The organism is Bacillus sp. FSL H8-0547, assembly GCA_038002745.1.
In the GTDB taxonomy this organism is placed as follows: Bacteria; Bacillota; Bacilli; order Bacillales; family Bacillaceae; genus Bacillus_P.
Genome location: JBBODD010000001.1, coordinates 3663639 through 3681653, shown reverse-complemented (window position 1 = coordinate 3681653; position 18015 = coordinate 3663639). Strand labels below are relative to the sequence as shown.

Here is an 18015-nt window from a genome sequence, read left to right as displayed (position 1 = left end):
AAAAAAGAAAAACCAGATGCCGCATTTGCAGCAATCTGGTTTCTGATTAAAGCAGGTATTCATATCTTCTCTCAAGATAATTTTGAAACAGAGTAAGCAGGGAGCAAATCCCCCAGTAGATGAATGCGACGAGAATATACATCGTCATATAATCAAGCTCTCTTCCTCCTACAATTTTTGCCTGCTGGAACAGCTCAGGCACCGTAATCATAGCTGCTAAAGATGAGGCTTTTGTTAAATCGAGGAGCACATTCGACAGAGGCGGAAGCGCTATTCTAAACGCTTGAGGGAGAATGATGCCTCTCATTGTCTGCCAGTACGACATTCCAAGAGAACTAGCTGCTTCCCACTGCCCCTTGTCCACAGATGCAAGTGCTGAGCGATTGATTTCAGCCATATAGGCAGAACTGTTAAGACTGAAGCCGATCAGCGCTGCGGTTACCGCTGTAAATTCAATTCCGATAATCGGAAATCCGAAATACAGGATAAACAGAATCACCAGAATCGGAACGCCGCGCATAAATGAAATGTAGATTCTCGCAGGCAAGCTTAGGACAGGAGACTTGGACGTTCTTGCTAATGCGAGAAAAAAACCGAGCACCAAGCCAATGCCCATGCTGAGAAGGGAAATAAGCAACGTGTTCCAGATTCCTTTTATAACAAAAGGAAAGGACTTGACGGCAAGCTCCCAGTCAAAGAGGTATTCCCATTGGATCGCATCCATTGCCGTCACCTGCCGCTACTTAAAATCAGCATCTGTTTCTTTTGAAACATCTGCTCCATCAAAAAATTGCTTTGAGATTTTGGCGATCGTTCCGTCCTCAAGCATTTCGTTCAGTACCGCATCAATTTCTTTTTTCAGCTCGTCACTGTCTTTTTTCATAATGATGCCCTGGCTGACAGGATTGAATTTGATGTCAGGATGAATAGTAATGTTCAAATCTGGAAAAGCAGCAACAGCCAATCGCTGAAGATAGTAATCATTTAAAATGACATCCGTTCTTCCGGTTGACACATCACGCAAGTACTGATCATTTGTTGCATTGTCATAAATGACTTCCTCAGCTCCGTACTCGCGGGCTACAGCCATATAAGTTGTTGTTGCTTCTCCTGCTGCTTTTTTCCCTTTCAGGTCCTCTAGCGATTTTATGCCGGAAAGGTCATCCTTCCGTACCATAGCTGTCCCGTATGAGTGTTTATAAGGTACTGAGAAGTCGAACTTTTCTTTCCGCTCAACAGTCATCGTAATATCATTTGCAGCAAGATCAACTTTGCCGCTTTGAACAGACGTCAGCATACCGTCAAACGCCATTTCTGAAAATTCAGCTTCGAGATCCATGCGTTTCGCCATTTCTTTGACCACTTCCACTTCAAATCCAGTCAGCTCATTTGTTTCTGAATCATGATAGGAAGCAGGATAAAGAGTGCCGGAAGTTGCTACTTTCAGCTTGCCTTCTTCTTTAATTGTGTCCCAGGCTGTTTTTTCTTCCTGTTTCTCCTGAGAACTGCCGCAGCCGGCAAGCATAAATGCAAATGCCATTATGGCGAAAATGGCGCCTGTTTTATTTAGTGAAAAAATATTCTTCATGCAAATCCACCTTTTTTTCTATAATCCTATAAAAGATAGCATTACAGGATGAAATTCGCAATATTTATGATTGAACGTCTACCTTTTCACAGACCGTTCAAGAGCGTACAAATCCTCCTCCATAGACTGCATTCTCTGTTCGACAAGATTTTTCGCATCTTTGACAGCCTGATTATAAAAATGGGGACCGATGGATTCTTTAATGAATTCGAGCAGATTTTCAGCTGCTAGTTCACCAATTTCATCTCCATTTTCCTGATAATAATAACGCTGAATATCTTCAATCATCATCATCTTCTGTTCTTTCGTAAATTGAATAAACACGGTCATCAGCCTTTCCAGTAATAGATTCAAGCCTGAGGATATCAGAAAATAAAGCAGATTGTCAGACTGTATTTTTCAGAAATTTTGTGTACAAGGAAGGAATTCTTCAATGACAGACTCTCCCTCAGTCCGCTCCTCATCCGTCCACTGCCATCTTTCCATAAGACGGATTCTTCCGTCAGCCAGCTTTTCAGGTGCAGAAAAGCAGCGGCCTCCCCTGATCTGATTCTTATCATTAATATGATGATAGCTGAACTCAAGGGATCCGTCTTCCTTTACCAGCCCCATCAGCGACCCTTTCAGGATTTCCCCTCCCTCATATGACCCTGACAGAATGTTTCCTTCCTGCTTGTAAATAAAAATCGTCTTTGATGAAACTTCCCCATTATCAGAGTTTGATACAGCCGCAAAACGGCGGTTATTGTAATTTATCATGAGAAGCATCCTTTCAGCATGTTTTTGCTATCGTAACATATTTCTTTCGTATTAACTGAATTTTCCGTCTGGATATTTGTATAATAGAGGCACACGTTTTAATAGGAGGAAGCTATGAAAGAAATTGGAATAGGCATCATTGCCTCCATGTTTTTTGCTGTAACGTTTATCTTGAACCGGTCCATGGAGCTTGCAGGCGGCAGCTGGCTCTGGAGTTCATCGCTGAGGTTTTTATTTATGATTCCGTTTTTGGCTCTGATTGTTTTTCTTCGAAAAAACAGCAGACAGCTTTTCTCTGAAATGAAGGCACAGCCTTCTAAGTGGATCCTTTGGAGCTTCACAGGGTTTGTCCTTTTTTATGCGCCCATCACATTTGCCGCTGCTTACGGGCCCGGCTGGCTTGTAGCGGGTACATGGCAGCTGACCATTGTAGCCGGCACATTGCTTGCCCCGCTTTTTTATGAAAGCTCAGAAGGGGTGAAAAACAGGAGGAAAATCCCTCTGCCTGCCCTGTTCTTTTCTGTTATCATTTTTTCAGGAGTCGTTCTCATTCAAATGAAGCATGCATCAGGAGCTGGAAGCTGGGCCCTTTTGGCGGGTGTTCTTCCGGTTGCTGCCGCAGCGTTTGCTTATCCGCTCGGGAACAGGAAGATGATGGAGGTATGCGGAGGGAGGCTTGATACATTTCAGAGAGTGCTCGGCATGACACTGGCAAGCACTCCGTTTTGGGTCATCCTGGCAGTATGCGGGTATGTTTTCACCGGTCCTCCCTCATCCGCTCAGGTCGTACAGTCCTTTATCGTCGCCGTCAGTTCAGGTGTGATCGCAACGACTCTGTTTTTTATTGCAACGGACAGGTCACGCCATGATGAAGGCAAGCTTGCATCTGTTGAAGCTACTCAATCAACCCAGGTCCTTTTCGTTTTTGCAGGTGAAATGGTTCTTTTTTCAAGTCCATTTCCAGGAGGCATGACCCTTGCCGGAATCGGACTGATTATCGCCGGGATGTTTATGCACAGTTATTTTAATGAAGGCCGTTTGAGAAAAATCTTCTATTCACGTGCAGCTAAAAACCTTTGAAGAGAAAGACGCTTTGCACCGCTTTTTGCGGTGTTTTTTTGACTCAATAAACAAAATAATAAATGACAAAATAACTAATAAAGAACAGGCCAGAACCTACTAAGAACGGGCTGACAATCAAATAACTTTCCTCGCGCCTTGGCTGATAGCTTCCTGCCATCGCTGTAAAAACGGAGAACTCAGCGTTATTGGACAGGAATCCACCCGAAGAGCTTATGATGAAAGAAATAAACAGAAATATGAAGGAGCCGAAAAACATGGTTTCAGGAAAAGCGGTGTTCCATATAACAATTGTGCCGGTTATCAATAAAGACTCGATGATCACTGTCAACAGAACAAAAAACAGGTATTTTTTCATTTTGCACCCCGCAGTCTTTGAATGACTTTATATACGAAGCGGATTTATTAAAAGTTTCATTTTTCTAAAAATTCACAACCCAATCCCTGCAGATTTCTCCGATTATCCCTTCCAGTTGATGTATACCGGTATCCGTATTAGTCATAATCACTAAACCTTTTCCTAGTAACGGATATGCCACCATCACACATTGAAAACCTGCTCCCCAGCCAAGTGATGAGATTTCAATTCCCGTTTGGTTTTTATCCAGGAAAACACCAAGCCCAGTCCATTCCTTGCATCCCTGGGATTCAATCACTTCCATTGCTTTATTTGCAGAAAGCTTAAGGCTGCTTTCACCTTTAATGGAGTTCATTAGTTCTATCACTAAAAGAGCTAAATCTGCAGGTGTTGTCCACAGCCCTGAAGCTGCAGGAAAAGGATAAACAGGATATTTCCCATCAACAAGATCACCGCTTTTGCTGTGACCGCATGAGAAATTCCCTTTATCTGCGGATGATACAGGTAGATCAAATGTGCTGTCAGACATATTTAATGGACGGAAAATAAAATCATGTACCAGCTTTGTGAAAGGTATGCCGGCAGCGTCCTCTATTACGAGCTGTATAATGCAGTAACCTGCGTCCGAATAGCTGAAGTCGCTCCAAGGTTCATACTTCAGTTCAATTGGAGCTTTACAATAGGGAGTCCTTCCTGCCAATAATTCTGCTGTCTCAGGGCAGTCTGTCATCGAATTTCGTTCGGAAAAACTATCTGGAGGATCAATCACGCCAGACTGGTGACAAAGTAAATTTCTTAACGTCACTTTTTTCTTATTATTAAATTTATTTCCAGGAACTTTCCATGAAGCAAGTCTGTCATTTACATCCTCATCTAAATCAAGTATGCCTTGTTCTGTCAGGATCATCGCAAGCATTGATGTCACAAATTTACTGATTGAACAAGCACTGAAAATCGTATTCCTTTTGACCATTTTATCTGTTCCGGCTTCAAGCAAACCGAAACATTCGGTGCTGCTTATACGGCCCTGATCAATAGATGCCAAGCTTAATCCAGTTATCTGATAATCAACCATACGATTTTTAATGTTGACACTTAGCGGCTTCACAATAATCCCCCCGATAGAAAATACCTCTAATTCTCAATTTTACAATACTATCGTAAATACATGTCCTTACCGTGCTGTAAAATGGTTCTTTCCTTGTCCGGGAGACATGCAAACGATGCCAATATCACAGCAGGCACCTCCTTTGCATGGAGATGCCCTTTTTTGACCTTTATTGTTCCGTAAGTTTTACATACCCAACCTCTTCAACCAGTTCCTGTCCCTGCGGCCCCTGCATCCATTGGAGGAATGGCTCAATCTGTTTGTTCTGATTGGATTTAAGCGTAATGGCATAAAGGGAAGCTGTAAATGGATAGGTTTCATTGCTGATATTTTCAGGATCCGGCTTGATCCCGTTTACTCCAAGCAGCTTGATACCTTCATCTTTCCTCATCCCTGTGGCAAAATAGCGGAAGGAAAAGCCGATGGCATTTTCAACATTTCTGTAATCTGACACTTGTTCAATAATTCCCCCCATCCCCTGTACAACCTCTTCTTTCAGCGGTATTCGAATGGGAGTGTTGCCCATAATTTTCTCAAGCAGCGTTTGGCTTCCTGAATTTTTCGGGCGCTGAAAGGGCATGATTTCTTCCTTATTGCCTCCTGCGTCTTCCCAATTGTTGATTTCACCTGAGTAGATTTTCTGTATTTGTTCAACATCCAGGTTTTCCACCGGATTGTCCGGATGAACAAAGAAAACAAATGCTTCTTTCCCAATCGGTGTCATGACAAGCTCTTTGCCGGCCTTTTCAGCCATCATCTGCTGCTCTTTAGAAGGCTCGGCACCAAAGTAGATATCAGCTTCTCCCGAAAGCAGCCGCTCATATGCATAGATCGTGTTCGTAAAGCTGACAACCTCTTTCTTGGATGTCATGACGCTGCTGACATTTTTGTAGACTGCGTTTGCAAAAGCAGAATAAACCGGAAAAGCTGCCTCAGCTCCGTCAATGACCGGCATTTCATCTGAGTTCTCGATGATGAACGTTGACTCACCTTTTAAAGTCGGCAGCTTGTGATATGGATTGGTTACTTCATAAGGCGTCAAATCTGTAGTCGAATAGCCCCCACCATGTTCATACCCGTATGTGGGAAGCACTGTTTTGCTTCTTTCAGCATCTATGTAAGTGCCTGTACTTAAGCTGATTACAATAACGGCAAACAGAGTAAATGCTTTTTTTGCAGCAGGAAACAAATTGTTTCGATGATTCCTCAGCATCAAAAGAATGCATGGGATGCTGAATGCCGATCCGTATGCAATTGGAGCCCCAAAAAGGGTACTCAGTTCACCAGCAAAAGCTGACATGAAAAATCCCGGTGCATACGGCAAGTGCAAAATCCCATAGATTACCCAGCTGTCATGTCCGTAAAAGCCTCCGCTGATCCACATAAAGATTGCCCAAAGCAAAGCTGTATACGCAAGCGGAACAAAGGCGAGAAATTCTTGTCCTTGCACTCGATTTTTAAACCACCTGTACCCAAAGACGAGTCCTCCAATTGAAAAAAAAGCGATGGACGAATATAAAATGAAGTGAACACCCGCCATCATAGAAATGACCACCAGCAGTGATAAACTAAATGGGATAAGCCCAAAATACAAAATCAGCTTTGCAGCTTTCAATCTTTTCTCCTCACCTTCCTGTATTTAGTGTAATTTTACACTTTAATCCTAATTTTTACAATATCTTTTTTCAGAATATAAAAAATGTCCTTCATTTTGAAGGACACCGTCATAGTATTTCAGCTTTGTTTTTTTGCAAGTTCTTCTTTGCTGATTAATTCCGAAGCCGGTACATCCAGCACGGTAGAGAGTTTTAAGATGGTTTGCGTGTCAGGGATTTTTTCTCCTGCTTCATACTTTTCAATGGTCTGCCGCCCAAGTCTCGCTTTAATAGCAAGCTCCTCCTGACTCATATTCTTCTGTTCGCGGTAATGCTTTAATTGCTGGTGAAAAGCAGCCATCATCCATTCCTCCCTAAAATCATCCAATTTTATACTTTTAGTGTATCACTGCTGCAGCCATTTGCACCATTGTAAACGTGAACATTATGTTACTAAAATGCACTAATAATATTCCGCTTTAGGGGCAATCTAATTGGGAATAACCAATACAGGAGGTTTACGATGAAAAATAAATGGCTAATTCTCATCATGGGTGTCCTTTTTTCAGCGTTTATGATGGCAGGCTGCAATGCAAATGACGACCAGGATCCGGCACCGCCAGAAAACCAGCAGGAAGAAGAGCAGGATCAAATGGATGAAAACAACGAAGATGAACCTGCACCAGGCATGGAAGAAGACGACACAATGATGAAAGACGATGAAAAAGACGCAGATCCGGATCCGGAAGATCCAATTGAAGATCCGGAAGATATGAACGATAAAGACCGCAAAGACGACTGAGTCCGGGAAAAGCCTTCTGCTGAAGGCTTTTTTTGGTGGCTGGTTTTGGGATGATCAACTGTGGAAATGTTCTTTTGGTGCCCTTTAGTTTGGTATGGTCGATTTATAAGACAGCATTTTTTCTTTTTGTTTCCCTGTATTTCAGTCCGGTCGATTTATGGGACAGCATTTCACCTTTTTGGTACCCTCTATTTTGGTCCGGCTCATTTATAAGACAGCATTTCACCCTTTTTGTTACCCTGTTTTTCCGTCCAGCTCATTTATAAGGTTCTATTTCCATTTTGATGACCCCACCAAAACTCTCTGCTCCATCCTCTTTCACGCAAAAAAGACAGGGTCTCCCCTGTCTTTTCATCAATCGTGAAAATTGGTTCCGTCTGTCACAGCACGTACAACGCCGGTCCGGACAACAAAGTCTCCAAAGTGTTCTCCCGGCTCCCGCTCTTTTGCAAATTGTGCAATCAGGACGCGAAGCTCGCTGAGAATTTCTTCTTCTCCGATGTTTTCCCGGTATAATTTGCTCAGGCGGCTGCCGTCGAATGCGGCACCGAGATACATATTGTATTTTCCGGGCGCTTTTCCGATAAAGGCAATTTCACCGAGGGCATGGCGGGCACATCCATTTGGGCAGCCTGTCATGCGGATCGTAATTTCTTCGTTGCGCAGTCCGTTTTCATCCACGATTTCTTCAATTTTATCAATCAATCTCGGCAAATATCGCTCTGCTTCTGCCATGGCAAGGCCGCAAGTTGGAAGGGCAACGCAGGCAATGGAGCTGCGGCGCAGTGCAGAATAGTGTTTGCCGTCTGTTAAGTTGTACATTTCAATCAGGTCATTTATTTTTTTCTTTTGCTGAGATGAAACGTTTGAAATGATCAGGTTTTGATTTGGCGTCAGACGAATGTCGCCTTTAAGCACTTTTGCAATTTCGCGCAGGCCCGTCATCAGCGGGTATCCGTTGAAGTCTGCGATGCGGCCCCCTTCTACAAACAGCGTGAAATGCCATTTGCCGTTCCCGCCTTTTACCCAGCCGTAGCTGTCGCCATTGCTGTTAAAACGGAAATCTTTTGCTGCGCCGAGACTGTAGCCAAGACGGCTCTCAAGTTCTTCTTTTACATTTTGAAGACCTAAGCGGTCGACCGTATATTTGAAACGGGCATATTTCCTGACAGACCTGTTTCCGTAATCACGCTGAATGGTAATAATCTTTTCAGCCACATCAACAATTCTATCCGGTGCAACAAAACCTATTACTTTTCCAAGCTGCGGGTAAGTTGCCTTATCACCGTGGGACATCCCCATGCCGCCGCCAATGACAACATTGAAGCCTGAGAGCTTATTATCTTCAACAATCGCGATAAATCCAAGGTCCTGTGAATAGACATCAATATCATTTGACGGCGGTACTGCAATCCCTATTTTAAATTTTCTCGGGAGATACAGCGGGCCATACATCGGCTCTACTTCTTCTGCATCCGGTGTGCCTGCCACCTTTTCTTCATCAAGCCAGATCTCATGATAGGCTCTTGTGCGCGGCAGAAGATCATCGCTCAGTTTTCTTGAAAGTTCATACACCTCGGCATGAAGATCAGATTGATAAGGGTTGACATTGCACATGACGTTTCTGTTTACATCTCCGCAGGCTGCAATCGTATCCAGCATGGAAGCATGGATTTCCTGAATCGTCTTTTTCATGTTCCATTTCAGAATCCCGTGCATCTGGAATGTCTGGCGTGTTGTCAGCTTAAGCGTGCCGTTTCCGTATTTTTGGGCAAGCTCATCCATCACCAGCCATTGATCCGGCCTTGCAACTCCCCCTGCCATGCGGACGCGGAGCATAAACTGATAGGCAGGCTCAAGCTTTTGCTTCTGGCGTTCGTTCCGAAGATCGCGGTCATCCTGAAGATAACTGCCGTGATGCTTCATCAGGCGATTATCATCGTCAGGAATGCCGGCGGAAATGCGTTCCTGCATCACTTCTGAAAGTGTCCCGCGCAGATAATTGCTTCGCTGTTTAATATCTTCTACATCACTTGGAGGGCCTTCAGGCGCACTCAGTACTTTATTTGACATGATGGTATACCCCTTTCAATCGTTCTCAATAGACGTCACGCTGATAGCGTTTTTGCTGCTGCATGCCGGCAAGAACTTCTTCTGCTGCCGCGCGGCTCATGCCGCCCTCATTTTCAATAATGCTGATAAGCGTGCTGTGAACATCATGGGCCATGTGTTTTTCATCTCCGCAGATGTAGACATAAGCCCCTTCTTTAATCCATTCGTACAGCTCTTTGCTTTGCTCAAGCATACGGTGCTGAACATACACTTTTTCTGCCGTATCCCTTGAAAAAGCGACATCCATCCGTGTCAAACTTCCATTCTCAAGGGCCTTCTGCCATTCCGTCTGATAAAGGAAGTCTGTGACGAAGTGCTGATCGCCAAAGAATAGCCATGACTTCCCGCCTGCTCCTGTTTCTTCTCTTTCTTGAATGAATGAGCGGAACGGGGCGATGCCTGTTCCGGGTCCAACCATAATGATTGGAACGTCAGGATTTTCAGGCAGCTTAAAATTCTGGTTCTTCTGTATGTAAACAGGCAGGGTGTCGCCGGGCTGAAGCCGCTCGGCTGTTAAAATGGAGCAAACCCCGCTGCGCTTTCGTCCGTGAGTTTCATATCTGACTGCACCGATGGTCAAGTGCACTTCATCTGGATTTGCCGTCAGACTGCTCGCAATAGAATAAAGGCGCGCCGGCATTTTGCGGAGGTTATGAACAAACTCCTCTGCCGAAGCACTCCAAGGGCCAAATTCTTCAATCAGATCAACAAGGTCGCGGCCTTCAATGTACACTTTCAGCTGATCTTCTTTACCAGGTGAAACAAGTTCCTTAAGCCCGCTGTGATCCGATATTCCTGCCAGTTTTTCCAACAGCGGCTTAGAAAGCACGGTAATTTCAAAATGAGTCAAAAGGGCGTTCCGCAAAGACAGACGATCTCCATGTTTATTGATCGTCACACTGCTTTCAGGATCCCATCCTGTTTTTTCAAGCAAAAGATCAACAAGCACCGGATCATTTTCTGGGAAAATGCCAAGGCTGTCTCCCGGTTCATATGTAAGACCTGAGCCTTCAAGGGACAATTCAAGGTGGCGGGTTTCTTTATTTGACCCGCGGCCATTTAAATTTATGTTTTCAAGGACTTCAGCACGGAATGGATTTGTGCGCGAGTAGGAAGACGGATGAGCTGACTCAGCAGACACTTCTGCAGCAGGAGCTGCATTTTCCCCCTGCGTCTCTTTTAAACTAGTAATCACACCGCTGATCCATTCTGCAGCCTGCTCATCAAAATCAAGATCGCAGTCGGTACGCGGATAGATTCTCGTTCCGCCCAGTTCTTCAAGCTTCTGATCAAAATCTTTGCCGGTCTGGCAGAAAAATTCATATGAACTGTCACCCAGGGATAGGACGGAAAAATTCATGCCCTCAAGCTTAGGTGCCCTTCTTCCATGTAAAAATTCATAGAATGAGAGAGCATTGTCAGGAGGTGTTCCCTCCCCGTGGGTGCTGACGACAATCAAGAGGTTTTTTTCTTTTTTCAGCTGATTCGGTTTATAATCGTTCATAGAAGAAATGGTTATCTGAAAGCCTTGTTCGGACAGTGTTTTTGCTGCGTTTTCAGCAAGACTCTGAGCATTTCCCGTCTGTGAGCCATAGAGAACCGTTATTTCTTTTGAAACGGATGCGCTTTGAACAGGTGCCGCCTCTCCTGCCTTGGGCGCCAGAACGCCAATAGGTCCAGCAGCCTGTGCGGCTGTCAAATATCCCGTCAGCCAGATCTTCTGGGTTTCTGATAATGTTGGCAGAAGGCGGTTAAGAAGCTCTGCCTGCTCCTGATTAAACGGACTGTTACTTACCTGAAGTTGCAACGATACCCACCTCGCAAACGAATTTAGAACTGCCAATATAATTAACCCTATACGCAAAGTCGGTTTTATGACTCTGCTTTAATAAACCTATAGATAAAAATACTATTTCTACTTTACCTGAAAACAGAAAATTAGTAAAATACATTTAATTTATGACGATTATTAAGATTTCTAATGATAAGGTGGCTTTCTATTTTGTACTATGATGCTTTGAAAACATTTGTCACTCTTGCTGAGGTGAAAAACTTTACGAAAACGGCAGAAACGCTCCGCATGTCCCAGCCGAGCGTCAGTCTACATATCAAAAATCTTGAAAAAGAATTTCAGACAAAGCTTTTTCTTCGGTCTCCTAAGTTTCTGCAGATTACCCCAACCGGTGAAATCCTGTATGACCGTGCAAAGCGAATGATTTCTTTATATGAACAATCCAAACAGGATATTCTCGAACACCATAATGCCATCCGCGGGGAATTGAAGATTGGCGCAAGCTTTACAATTGGAGAGTATATCCTCCCTTCCCTGCTGCTTGATCTGCAAAAAGATTATCCGGAACTTGAACTGGAGGTCCTGATCGGCAACACAGAGGAAATTGTACAGAGTGTGCGCATGCATGGTGTCGATATTGGTCTCATTGAAGGTCAAACGAACGAGAGTGAACTTTCCGTCCACCCGTTTATGCAGGATGAGCTTTTTATCGTTGCCTCCCTGGATCATGAGCTCGCTTCAAAGAAAGAGGTCACTTTTGCTGATTTGCACAATCAGCCGTGGGTTACCCGCGAAGTCGGTTCTGGTACACGGGAGTATTTAAACCATGTTATACGGACGAACGGCCTCAAAGTAAAATCACTGCTTACCATCAGCAGCAATCAGGGAATAAAAGAAACGCTCATGAACGGAACGGGCCTGTCCTTTCTTTCAAAAAGCGTCATTGAACGGGATGTTGCCAATAAAGACCTTTCGATTATTCATATGGAAAATCAGCGGTTTACAAGGACCCTTTCCTACTTGTACTCGCCGGTCATTGAAGATAAGAAGATTGTGAAAACGTTTATTGATTCACTTAAGAAAAAGTGGCCGGATGAGATGAGTCTGGCAAAGGAATAACGGGTATTTAAAAGGACAGTAATTCCAATTTTTCCCGATACGAAAAAGGCCCAGCATGCACTGAGCCTTTTTTTCTACTTCTTCTTTTTCTTGAAAAACAAAGCAGCTATAAGACTCAGCACACAGCTGAGCATAAGTGTCATTGTAAAATAAAGCGTCACCAGCACATCATTCAAATCTTTGTCATTTCCCTGCAAAAAGGTTGGAATGACGTATACAAGAGCTGCTAAAATGGCGAGTGTCACAGGCGGTATAAATCTTCTGGTATAAGGCAGTTTCATTGTAAGAAAGACCGAAGCCGCCATCACCAGAAGCGGAAGGCCTATGCGTATAAAATTTGACATGAGTTCAGAATCCACTTGTACACCCTCCTTTCAGTTAATTAGGTTCAACGTGTACATGTACATTGTACACTTCATGCTTCTTCATTAAAATCGTTTCGACTTTAGTTGAAATATCATGGGCATCACGGATATCAAGGGTGGAATTCACCAGGATCACAATGTCTACTACTGTATTGTTCCCATAATTTCTTGCCTTAATTTCCTTTACCCCCTTTACCCCGTACAGAGAGAGGGCCGTTTCTTTAAAAGCTTCTATTTCCTCTTCGTCAAATCCATCCGTTAAATGGTGCGAAGCTTCCCTGAAAATATCCCATGCCGTTTTGCAGATCAGTAACCCGACGATGACGGCTGCAGCCGGATCCAGCCATGGAAGGGAGAATTGCGAGCCGATAATGCCGACAACAATGCCGATACTGACCCATGCATCTGACAAATTATCTTTCGCAGCCGCAGTCACTGCCTGGCTGTTAATTTTTTCTCCAAGCCGTTTATTGTAGCGGTAAACAAGATACATAACGGCAGCACAGAATAAACCGGTCCATGCCGAGATCATGTCAGGTGATTCCTGTTTCCCTTCAAACACAGACAAAACAGCCCCGTATAATACTTGAAGTCCGACAGCCATCATGATGAAGGATGCGACAAGCGACGCAACGGTCTCCGCTTTCCAGTGGCCGTATGGATGATCCTTGTCGGCAGGCTTTTGTGACAGCCGCAGCCCTATCAGCACAGCGACTGAAGCAACGATGTCTGTCGCATTATTAAACCCGTCCGCTTTAAGTGCCTCGGAGTTCGCTGAATATCCAATAAGCAATTTAAGAGCCGATAAGCACAGGTATGCAGCAATGCTGATGATTGCTCCACGCTCGCCTTTTTTTAAGTCCGCATATTTTTGTTGTTCCATCTATTGAACCTCCGCGTTTTCATTCCTTGAACATCTTACCAGTCAAGGTTTGAGTGAGTCTACAGCAACCTTTTTTCGCGGTTCAACAAGAGTAACAAATGTCTAAAAAAGTTTGCTCAGACAAACTTTTCTTCTTGTACGCATCTATTTATTTCGTAAGCCGAAAGAACTTTCTCAAATCTAGGCAAAAGGTTGTCAATCCCTTTTAAATCCAATATTTTTCTGAACCTATAGCGCCATTTCTGTCAAAAAACAAGGAATCCCCACTTTTATTGCAGAAAATTCTGATTGTTGAACCAAAAAAATGAAGAGGTGAACTTATTTGAAGAAGAGAACATTCGTTAAAGCAGCAGGTACAGCATTGATGGCGGCTGCACTCGTATTTCCGCAGGCAGGCAGTTTTGCACCGCCTTCACCAGCTGCAGCAGAAACGCTTGAGACACAAGGATTTATTAGCTATGCAGAGCTCCAGAAAAAACTGAGACAGTTAAAACAGACAAGCGGAGGAAAAATTTCAGTTGATGTTGCCGGATATACCAACCAGGGACGTGAAATCTACACAGCCAGGGTTGGCACCGGAGAGAAAGTGCTTCTTGTTCAAAGTGAAATTCACGGCAATGAAAAGACCGGTACAGTGGCGCTTTTGAACATCCTTCAAAAAATCGGCTCAAGCAATTCGGAGGCAGCTAAGAAAATACGTGAAGAGATGACGATTGTTGCCATTCCGATGATGAACGCAGATGCATCTGAGCTCGACCGCCGCGGAAATGACCTGAGCTGGTCGGAGGTGACGGAGCGCTTCCCGCAATTAAGCTCAGCAGCCCCTTCCTGGAATTACTATACAAGGGTTCTCCAGGGTGATGACTATGGAGCGAATCCGGGATTCGATGTAAACCGGGACTTCCACCCGGATTTAGATTATGTACCTGCTGCTTCAGACTTTCCCGGAGCTTCCAACAAACCCGGCTGGTACATCACACCAGAGGCTCAAACTGTCAGAGACGTATATAAAGATCTGATGGCGGAATTCGGAAAAGTGGATGTCTTTATGGACATGCATCATCAGGGCTTCCCGTATGTCGGGGATACAGGTGAAGTCGCTACAATGTCCATTTCCGCGCAATTTGTACCAGATCCGGCAACTCCTGAAGGAGAAAAATATGCCCAATATGCTAATGGGTACGATTATGATTTTTCAAGACAGCTGAATGTTGCCGTCTATGATGCCCTGCAGGCAAAAGGAGATTCCGTATTTACAAACATTTCACTCTACCAGCAGGACCTCGATCTTCCTGGAACAGCACTTGGCTCCTTTGCATTAAACGGAAGCGGAACCGTTCTGTTTGAAGTCAAAGGCCAAACACAGAACTTTGGTCAAAAACAAAAAGGCATGCTCGTCAAAACAGTTGAAACCGGATTAATGGGTGTTATTAACGGCGTAACTGACGGCACCGTTTACTCTCTCGATCCTGAAAAATATGAAGAAATTCCGGAATCCACTTATTAATATATGCAAAAGAAAAATCCGAACTTTTCGTTATGAAGTTCGGATTTTTTTATTTGAAAACGGGTTTTGATTCCCGCGTTGTATGTTTATGACCCTTCAAGTTTACTCTGCCCTGCGTAAGGGTTATTTCACGCCTGCTTATTACCCTTCAGCTCACTCTGCCCTGCGTGAATGGCTCTTTCTCAGCACCCATGCCCAATAGTCAGCAATCAGACCGTCACAGCCTCCTGATTCCCAAAGTCAAATTCCACTTCAAAACCGAGGTCTTTCAGCATGTCATGGTCACTCGTGCTTTCTTGTCCCCTGGTCGTTAAATAGTCTCCCACAAAGATTGAGTTGGCTGCATAGAGCCCAAGCGGCTGCAGGGATCTTAAATTGACTTCTCTGCCTCCTGAGATACGGATTTCTTTAGTCGGATTGATGTAGCGAAAGAGTGCAAGCACCTTCAGGCAATACCTTGGATCAAGTTCATCCGTTCCTTCAAGCGGAGTGCCGTCAATGGCGTGAAGAAAGTTTACAGGGATACTGTCTGCGTCAAGTGCGCGCAGGCTGAATGCCATATTGACGACATCTTTTTTTGTTTCTCTCATGCCGATGATTACGCCCGAACATGGAGAAATGCCGGACGCCTTTACAGCTTCGATGGTTTGTACGCGGTTATAGTATGTATGCGATGTTGTAATCGATTCGTGGTGCTCTTTTGATGTATTTATGTTGTGGTTATAGCGGTCGACTCCGGCTTCTTTGAGCCGTTCAGCCTGTCCCGGTTTCAACAGCCCTAGGCACGCACACACCTTCAGACCGAATTGATCTTTAATGTCTTTTACGGCTGATACAACTGTGTCCAGTTCTTTTTCAGAAGGCCCTCTTCCGCTTGCTACAATGCAATAGGTTCCGACCTTCAGGTTATAGGCGCGTTCTGCTCCTTCTAAAATGCTTTCTTTGTTCATCATCCGGTATTTTTCTATAGGGGCGGTTGAAATGCTTGACTGAGAGCAATAGCCGCAGTTTTCAGGACAAAGTCCTGATTTCGTGTTTACGATCATGTTGAGTTTTACTTTTTTCCCGTAATAATGCTTTCTGATCAAAAATGCTCCATGAAGAAGACTTAGAATCTCATCATCATCACATGTTAAGATTTCAAGCGACTCTTCCTCTGTTAATATCTTGCCGTTTATGACTTCATTTGCCAGTGCGGACCATTTCATTGCATTCCCTCCATCTCGTCGTTCTCTTCCATGGTAAAGAATAGCAAGGATTTATGTCAACTTATTTTTATTAAGGTTAACAAATTGGTGTAAACGTTCTCAAAAAGTTCACCTCATACAAATTATTACATTTATTTAAATGGTACGATTAAAACAGCCAGTCATTAGGAGGAAGAAGATCATGCTAAAAAGAATGATGGATACTCCAAAGAAAAAAACGGCAGCTTTTTTTGCTCTATACGCAGTTCTGATGGCATGCCTGATTATTATGGTCGTTAATTTCACCACAGTCAAAGAACAGAAGACTGATTTTGCAGGAGAATTTGCAGAGCAAATCAAGGTACAAGAAGCTAAAAGAGAAGAAGAAAAAAAGCGGGAGGAAAAGCCGCTTTGGGAAGTCTCTGATCGAACAGCCATTATAGCCGTTACAGCTGGAGCAATTGCAGATATCCTGGTTGTTTTATGGTGGGCAAGAAGAGAAAACAGACGAATGGATGAGAATCAGGATGTTTCGACTAAAAAAAGATGGCGGGACAGTAAATGGTTTTGGACCATTGCAGCAATGGGTGTTATTCAGCCCTCAGGGAGCCGCTACATCATTAATTGGAAAAACATGATCGCCTCAGCTGTGCTTATTCATGTACTGCTTTATTTCCTTATAAAAAATGCATAAAAAAGAGAGGTTTCCCCCCTCTCTTTCAGCTCTCCATTGAAGTCTCAATTTCATATTCTTCTTTTTTCTCTTCCATCCATCCGGTGTAGGCTGTCTGCATTTTCTGATCAAAAAGAGCTGCCTTGATTTCCTCTTTTTTCTCAGCATATACAGCCGGAACTGCAGCTTTTTTATCTTCGAATTTGATAATGTGATATCCAAATTCTGTTTTTACGGGATCGCTGATTTCCCCTTCTTTCATTGAGAACGCTTTTTCTTCAAATGAAGCAGTCATCTCACCTTTTCCAAAGTAGCCAAGCTCTCCGCCGTTCCCGCTGTTAGATGTATCTGTTGAATATTCTTTGGCAAGCTCTGCAAAATCAGCTCCTCCATCAAGCTTTCCTTTGACTTCTTTTGCCGTCGCCTCATCCTCCACTAAGATATGACTGGCTTTAACCTGTTCTGGCTCAGAAAGACTTTCTTTGTTTTCTTCAAAATAGGTTTTCATCTCTTCTTCTGTAATGTCAATCTCAGGTTCAAGCAGCTTTTCAATTTTTAAATTTGTTTTCAATTCGTCTTTGACTGCCTCAGCTGAACCGCCGGAAGCCTCGATCTGCTGGATAAAAGCCTCTTCCCCTCCGTATGATTCCGCGATTGATTGATACTCTTTGTCAACATCAGCATCAGATACTGTTATTTTCTTTTTTTCTGACTCCTGATTAATGATTTCTTCTGTAATTAAATAGTCTACAAGCTCCGTTCCGCCCTGATCTGCAAGCAGGGCGAAAAGCCTGTCCTGACTGATTTTTTCGCCATTCACACTGGCTACTGCCCCATCATTTTCTGCTGAACCGACTGCCCAGCCGATTCCGCCGCTGAGGAGACCGGTCATTAAAAAAGCATAAGTAAGTTTATTTGCAAGTATATTTTTCATCATTAAAACTCCTGACTTTTTTTCTTCCTTCTTTTGCTGAACACATTCCAGTATAACGGGCAGATATGAATAAACTATGAACAAAGCGAGAAGAAGATATGAAAGGAACATTCCAAAGATTCCCTTCTTTATTTAGCAGGAGAGTATCAAACC

At 43.7% G+C, this 18015-nt stretch carries 19 protein-coding genes; 5 read left to right on the top strand and 14 right to left on the bottom strand.

Annotation, left to right across the window (positions count from 1 at the left end; genetic code table 11):
* Positions 1-46: 46 nt before the first annotated feature.
* The 4 genes from MHB63_18585 to MHB63_18570 all read right to left on the bottom strand — a co-directional run bounded on the left by MHB63_18585 (position 47) and on the right by MHB63_18570 (position 2347).
* Positions 47-724 (bottom strand): amino acid ABC transporter permease, encoded by a 678-nt coding sequence (locus MHB63_18585; GenBank protein MEK3808532.1) that lies wholly within the window; start codon positions 722-724, stop codon positions 47-49.
* Between the two features lie 15 nt (positions 725-739).
* Positions 740-1540, bottom strand: coding sequence for a transporter substrate-binding domain-containing protein (locus MHB63_18580; GenBank protein MEK3808531.1), 801 nt, complete (start codon positions 1538-1540; stop codon positions 740-742).
* Positions 1541-1666: 126 nt separating this feature from the next.
* Entirely contained in the window at positions 1667-1918 is a 252-nt protein-coding gene (locus MHB63_18575; protein ID MEK3808530.1) for a DUF2164 domain-containing protein, read from the bottom strand.
* 69 nt (positions 1919-1987) lie between these two features.
* The gene (locus tag MHB63_18570) at positions 1988-2347 is read right to left on the bottom strand and encodes a n-acetylglutamate synthase (protein MEK3808529.1); all 360 of its coding nucleotides are present in this window, start codon (positions 2345-2347) and stop codon (positions 1988-1990) included.
* Between the two features lie 114 nt (positions 2348-2461).
* Here MHB63_18570 and MHB63_18565 point away from each other — a divergent pair, with 114 nt between their 5' ends.
* On the top strand, positions 2462-3427 hold the full coding sequence (locus tag MHB63_18565; protein MEK3808528.1) for a multidrug resistance efflux transporter family protein: 966 nt from the start codon (positions 2462-2464) through the stop codon (positions 3425-3427).
* A 43-nt stretch (positions 3428-3470) separates the two neighbouring features.
* Here the strand turns inward: MHB63_18565 and MHB63_18560 are convergent, their stop codons facing one another.
* The 4 genes from MHB63_18560 to MHB63_18545 all read right to left on the bottom strand — a co-directional run bounded on the left by MHB63_18560 (position 3471) and on the right by MHB63_18545 (position 6849).
* The gene (locus MHB63_18560) at positions 3471-3785 is read right to left on the bottom strand and encodes a hypothetical protein (protein ID MEK3808527.1); all 315 of its coding nucleotides are present in this window, start codon (positions 3783-3785) and stop codon (positions 3471-3473) included.
* A 64-nt stretch (positions 3786-3849) separates the two neighbouring features.
* The gene (locus MHB63_18555; protein ID MEK3808526.1) at positions 3850-4893 is read right to left on the bottom strand and encodes a serine hydrolase domain-containing protein; all 1044 of its coding nucleotides are present in this window, start codon (positions 4891-4893) and stop codon (positions 3850-3852) included.
* Between the two features lie 169 nt (positions 4894-5062).
* Positions 5063-6508: a substrate-binding domain-containing protein gene (locus MHB63_18550; protein ID MEK3808525.1), complete on the bottom strand. Its 1446-nt coding sequence runs from the start codon at positions 6506-6508 to the stop codon at positions 5063-5065.
* A 119-nt stretch (positions 6509-6627) separates the two neighbouring features.
* On the bottom strand, positions 6628-6849 hold the full coding sequence (locus tag MHB63_18545; GenBank protein ID MEK3808524.1) for a helix-turn-helix transcriptional regulator: 222 nt from the start codon (positions 6847-6849) through the stop codon (positions 6628-6630).
* Between the two features lie 162 nt (positions 6850-7011).
* Between MHB63_18545 and MHB63_18540 the strand changes: the two genes are divergently transcribed.
* Complete coding sequence (locus tag MHB63_18540) at positions 7012-7290, top strand: hypothetical protein (GenBank protein MEK3808523.1); 279 nt, start codon at positions 7012-7014, stop codon at positions 7288-7290.
* Positions 7291-7644: 354 nt separating this feature from the next.
* Here MHB63_18540 and cysI read toward each other — a convergent pair whose 3' ends face one another.
* Together cysI and MHB63_18530 are read right to left on the bottom strand one after the other, a co-directional pair.
* Complete coding sequence (gene cysI / locus MHB63_18535; GenBank protein MEK3808522.1) at positions 7645-9363, bottom strand: assimilatory sulfite reductase (NADPH) hemoprotein subunit; 1719 nt, start codon at positions 9361-9363, stop codon at positions 7645-7647.
* 25 nt (positions 9364-9388) lie between these two features.
* Positions 9389-11209, bottom strand: coding sequence for an assimilatory sulfite reductase (NADPH) flavoprotein subunit (locus tag MHB63_18530; GenBank protein ID MEK3808521.1), 1821 nt, complete (start codon positions 11207-11209; stop codon positions 9389-9391).
* 195 nt (positions 11210-11404) lie between these two features.
* On the opposite strand from MHB63_18530, the gene MHB63_18525 reads away from it, so the two are divergent.
* Positions 11405-12313 carry a LysR family transcriptional regulator gene (locus MHB63_18525; GenBank protein MEK3808520.1) on the top strand — a complete coding sequence of 303 codons (909 nt, stop codon included), beginning with the start codon at positions 11405-11407 and terminating at the stop codon, positions 12311-12313.
* 74 nt (positions 12314-12387) lie between these two features.
* Here MHB63_18525 and MHB63_18520 read toward each other — a convergent pair whose 3' ends face one another.
* Together MHB63_18520 and MHB63_18515 are read right to left on the bottom strand one after the other, a co-directional pair.
* Positions 12388-12672, bottom strand: a complete 285-nt coding sequence (locus MHB63_18520; GenBank protein ID MEK3808519.1) for a hypothetical protein — start codon at positions 12670-12672, stop codon at positions 12388-12390.
* 19 nt (positions 12673-12691) lie between these two features.
* Entirely contained in the window at positions 12692-13561 is an 870-nt protein-coding gene (locus tag MHB63_18515; protein MEK3808518.1) for a cation diffusion facilitator family transporter, read from the bottom strand.
* Between the two features lie 322 nt (positions 13562-13883).
* Here MHB63_18515 and MHB63_18510 point away from each other — a divergent pair, with 322 nt between their 5' ends.
* Positions 13884-15068: a M14 family zinc carboxypeptidase gene (locus MHB63_18510; protein ID MEK3808517.1), complete on the top strand. Its 1185-nt coding sequence runs from the start codon at positions 13884-13886 to the stop codon at positions 15066-15068.
* Positions 15069-15277: 209 nt separating this feature from the next.
* Here the strand turns inward: MHB63_18510 and bioB are convergent, their stop codons facing one another.
* Positions 15278-16276 carry a biotin synthase BioB gene (bioB, locus tag MHB63_18505; protein MEK3808516.1) on the bottom strand — a complete coding sequence of 333 codons (999 nt, stop codon included), beginning with the start codon at positions 16274-16276 and terminating at the stop codon, positions 15278-15280.
* A 181-nt stretch (positions 16277-16457) separates the two neighbouring features.
* On the opposite strand from bioB, the gene MHB63_18500 reads away from it, so the two are divergent.
* Positions 16458-16949 (top strand): hypothetical protein, encoded by a 492-nt coding sequence (locus tag MHB63_18500; GenBank protein ID MEK3808515.1) that lies wholly within the window; start codon positions 16458-16460, stop codon positions 16947-16949.
* Positions 16950-16974: 25 nt separating this feature from the next.
* Here MHB63_18500 and MHB63_18495 read toward each other — a convergent pair whose 3' ends face one another.
* On the bottom strand, positions 16975-17862 hold the full coding sequence (locus MHB63_18495) for a peptidylprolyl isomerase (protein ID MEK3808514.1): 888 nt from the start codon (positions 17860-17862) through the stop codon (positions 16975-16977).
* Positions 17863-18015 lie beyond the last annotated feature (153 nt).

Excerpts from the sequence above, each read along its gene's own strand:
- MHB63_18585 (MEK3808532.1), bottom strand. The coding sequence starts at position 724 with ATGGATGCGATCCAATGGGAATACCTCTTTGACTGGGAGCTTGCCGTC.
- MHB63_18580 (MEK3808531.1), bottom strand. The coding sequence starts at position 1,540 with ATGGCATTTGCATTTATGCTTGCCGGCTGCGGCAGTTCTCAGGAGAAA.
- MHB63_18575 (MEK3808530.1), bottom strand. The coding sequence starts at position 1,918 with ATGACCGTGTTTATTCAATTTACGAAAGAACAGAAGATGATGATGATT.
- MHB63_18570 (MEK3808529.1), bottom strand. The coding sequence starts at position 2,347 with ATGATAAATTACAATAACCGCCGTTTTGCGGCTGTATCAAACTCTGAT.
- MHB63_18565 (MEK3808528.1), top strand. The coding sequence starts at position 2,462 with ATGAAAGAAATTGGAATAGGCATCATTGCCTCCATGTTTTTTGCTGTA.
- MHB63_18560 (MEK3808527.1), bottom strand. The coding sequence starts at position 3,785 with ATGAAAAAATACCTGTTTTTTGTTCTGTTGACAGTGATCATCGAGTCT.
- MHB63_18545 (MEK3808524.1), bottom strand. The coding sequence starts at position 6,849 with ATGGCTGCTTTTCACCAGCAATTAAAGCATTACCGCGAACAGAAGAAT.
- MHB63_18540 (MEK3808523.1), top strand. The coding sequence starts at position 7,012 with ATGAAAAATAAATGGCTAATTCTCATCATGGGTGTCCTTTTTTCAGCG.
- cysI (MEK3808522.1), bottom strand. The coding sequence starts at position 9,363 with ATGTCAAATAAAGTACTGAGTGCGCCTGAAGGCCCTCCAAGTGATGTA.
- MHB63_18515 (MEK3808518.1), bottom strand. The coding sequence starts at position 13,561 with ATGGAACAACAAAAATATGCGGACTTAAAAAAAGGCGAGCGTGGAGCA.
- bioB (MEK3808516.1), bottom strand. The coding sequence starts at position 16,276 with ATGAAATGGTCCGCACTGGCAAATGAAGTCATAAACGGCAAGATATTA.
- MHB63_18500 (MEK3808515.1), top strand. The coding sequence starts at position 16,458 with ATGCTAAAAAGAATGATGGATACTCCAAAGAAAAAAACGGCAGCTTTT.
- MHB63_18495 (MEK3808514.1), bottom strand. The coding sequence starts at position 17,862 with ATGAAAAATATACTTGCAAATAAACTTACTTATGCTTTTTTAATGACC.